The organism is Photorhabdus sp. S10-54 (genome assembly GCF_963878145.1).
Taxonomy (GTDB): domain Bacteria; phylum Pseudomonadota; class Gammaproteobacteria; order Enterobacterales; family Enterobacteriaceae; genus Photorhabdus; species Photorhabdus kayaii.
In genome coordinates, this window is record NZ_CAWNXG010000117.1 from 1 (window position 1) to 2,178 (window position 2,178).

Annotated in this window: 1 protein-coding gene and 1 pseudogene; one reads left to right on the forward strand and one right to left on the reverse strand. The window is 37.3% G+C overall.

Going from position 1 to position 2,178, the window contains the following annotated elements:
* Positions 1-97: 97 nt before the first annotated feature.
* Positions 98-847: a DUF4225 domain-containing protein gene (locus tag AACQ83_RS23900; RefSeq protein WP_112879850.1), complete on the reverse strand. Its 750-nt coding sequence runs from the start codon at positions 845-847 to the stop codon at positions 98-100.
* A 581-nt stretch (positions 848-1,428) separates the two neighbouring features.
* On the opposite strand from AACQ83_RS23900, the pseudogene AACQ83_RS23905 reads away from it, so the two are divergent.
* Positions 1,429-1,989, forward strand: a pseudogene (locus AACQ83_RS23905) (Rpn family recombination-promoting nuclease/putative transposase); the annotation flags it as partial.
* Positions 1,990-2,178: the final 189 nt, after the last annotated feature.

Here is a 2,178-nt window from a genome sequence, read left to right on the forward strand (position 1 = left end):
TCACGGCAGGTGTGATGAAGGTGTTCAAGTTCGGCTTTTTGTTCATCGGTAATGAATATTTTCATGATGGATACCATGAACCTCATTTGGGCGAAAATCAAGCAGTTTCAATGAGCACGGGTATATATCGATACAATCGTTGACTATCTGGCTCAAGCTTGTAGCCAAGTAGTCCATTGAGAGACATTCCAACATCAACCGATGTATATATCACATCAGCATCGCGTTTATCCATTCTAAAAGCTTTTTCTCCAATTCCTTCATAGACGAATTTAACTGGCCCAGTATAGCTTTCGCGATAAAGGATATAATAACCACTTTCAACAACATTATTGAAGCCGTGAGCCATCAATGATGCTCCAAGTGTTGCTCCAACACCGCTATCAATAGCAAGAAATCCACCTATGAGTTGTATACTGCCAGATACAAATCCAATCCATGAGACAATCAAATTAACTGTCTCATCATTCCTGCTTTTAGCATTTTCACTGTTTACCTTTTTCTTTACAACAATGGCTTGCCTTACACTCTTTTGAGAAAGCATTGCATCTTGCTCTTCTAATGATCGGATTTCTTCGTCTAATAAAGCTATTGCTTCAGAGATTGAGATCTCCCCGGTATTTATCTTTGATGTGTTTTCTTGGCAATAGGCCATGACTTCACCGATAAAATGGTCTTTAGCCAGACTCCATTTTACATATTTATCGGAAACTCTGTTCATAAGCATCATCAACACATTTTGTTTATCCATTTGAATTTTTAGGAGTTTTCTTTCTTCATTAGTACTGTTATCCAAGTATCCTCTGGCCGAAGGATTTCTTTCGTAAAATTCATCTAAAGCATCCATAATGAGTAACCTGTTGTTTTGAATTTAGCTTAAAATAGTATTATGCACTAAAAATATACAATGGAATTATAAGTCAAGGTTTATTTTTACTTGTAAGGATACTTTCTTAGCGTGTTTTAAGACGTAGGATTATTAGCAAAGTCCGTTATAAATTTTCTTCAATGAAAATATTAATTCTTCATTTATTTTTTGGATATGTTTCTGTTTTTCTGAAAAATATGATGTAATTATTTTATATAAATTAACACTTTAATTTATTTAGATGTTTGGTAAATCGAGTGTTATTAACAGAAATATAATTAATTGATTTTTTGATAAGGAGGTTATTATTATGTGAATACAAGTTAAAAACTCATTTAAATGAATGGCTTTCATTGAGTAGTTGTTGTAAATATAATGTTTTTCCGGTTTTCCTTTTCTGGCATTTGATTCTTTAGGCTCTTCTATTAATGCATTCGGTAAAGATCTGCCTGAGAAAATATGGGAAGATGTTCTTTGTAACTTGATTGCGGGTTTTCCAGAGATATTATAGCCTTGATAATGAGTGGCGATGATTAACTGATAAGACAGAGAAACGGATTGTGGCAAAGAAAGAAAAACGACCTCACCATGACGCGTTATTCAAACATTTTTTAACGCAGCCCGAAACGGCCAGGGAATTTTTATCCCTTTATCTGCCCGAAGAGGTCCAGTCGTTGTGTGATTTAGCCACATTGAAACTGGAACCCGGCAGTTTTGTGGACCGGCATTTACGTCAACTGCACAGTGATGTGCTGTACTCGGTTGAAACGGCTCGGGGACAAGGTTATATCTACTGTCTGATTGAACATCAATCCACCCCTGACCCGTTGATGGCCTGGCGGTTGATGTATTACGCCATGTCAGCCATGGCGGCTCACCTGAAAAAAGGCCATACTGAACTCCCTTTGGTGGCGCCTCTGCTGTTTTATCATGGTGAGGTTCGTCCTTATCCTTACTCAAACCGGTGGCTGGATTGTTTTACGCTCCCTGAACAGGCGGCTCGCTTATACCGCCAGGCGTTTCCGTTGGTGGATGTCAGTGTGCTCAGCGATGAAGAGATCCTGACACATAAAGGCGTTGCCCTGATGGAGCTGGTGCAAAAACATATTCGCTGCCGAAATGCACTTATGTAATCACCTCTCAACATTAATGATCATCTTTAGTCATGAAAATTAACTTAATTAATTGATTTTAAATTGAAATTTATTTTTTCTCGGCTTGTCTTAGTCAGTGATAATCATAAATATTCATCTCGTGTCATGGAAAATATGTACATGTCGGTGTACATAAACTACATTAAGAGCTGTATT

Excerpts from the sequence above, each read along its gene's own strand:
- AACQ83_RS23900 (WP_112879850.1), bottom strand. The coding sequence starts at position 847 with ATGGATGCTTTAGATGAATTTTACGAAAGAAATCCTTCGGCCAGAGGA.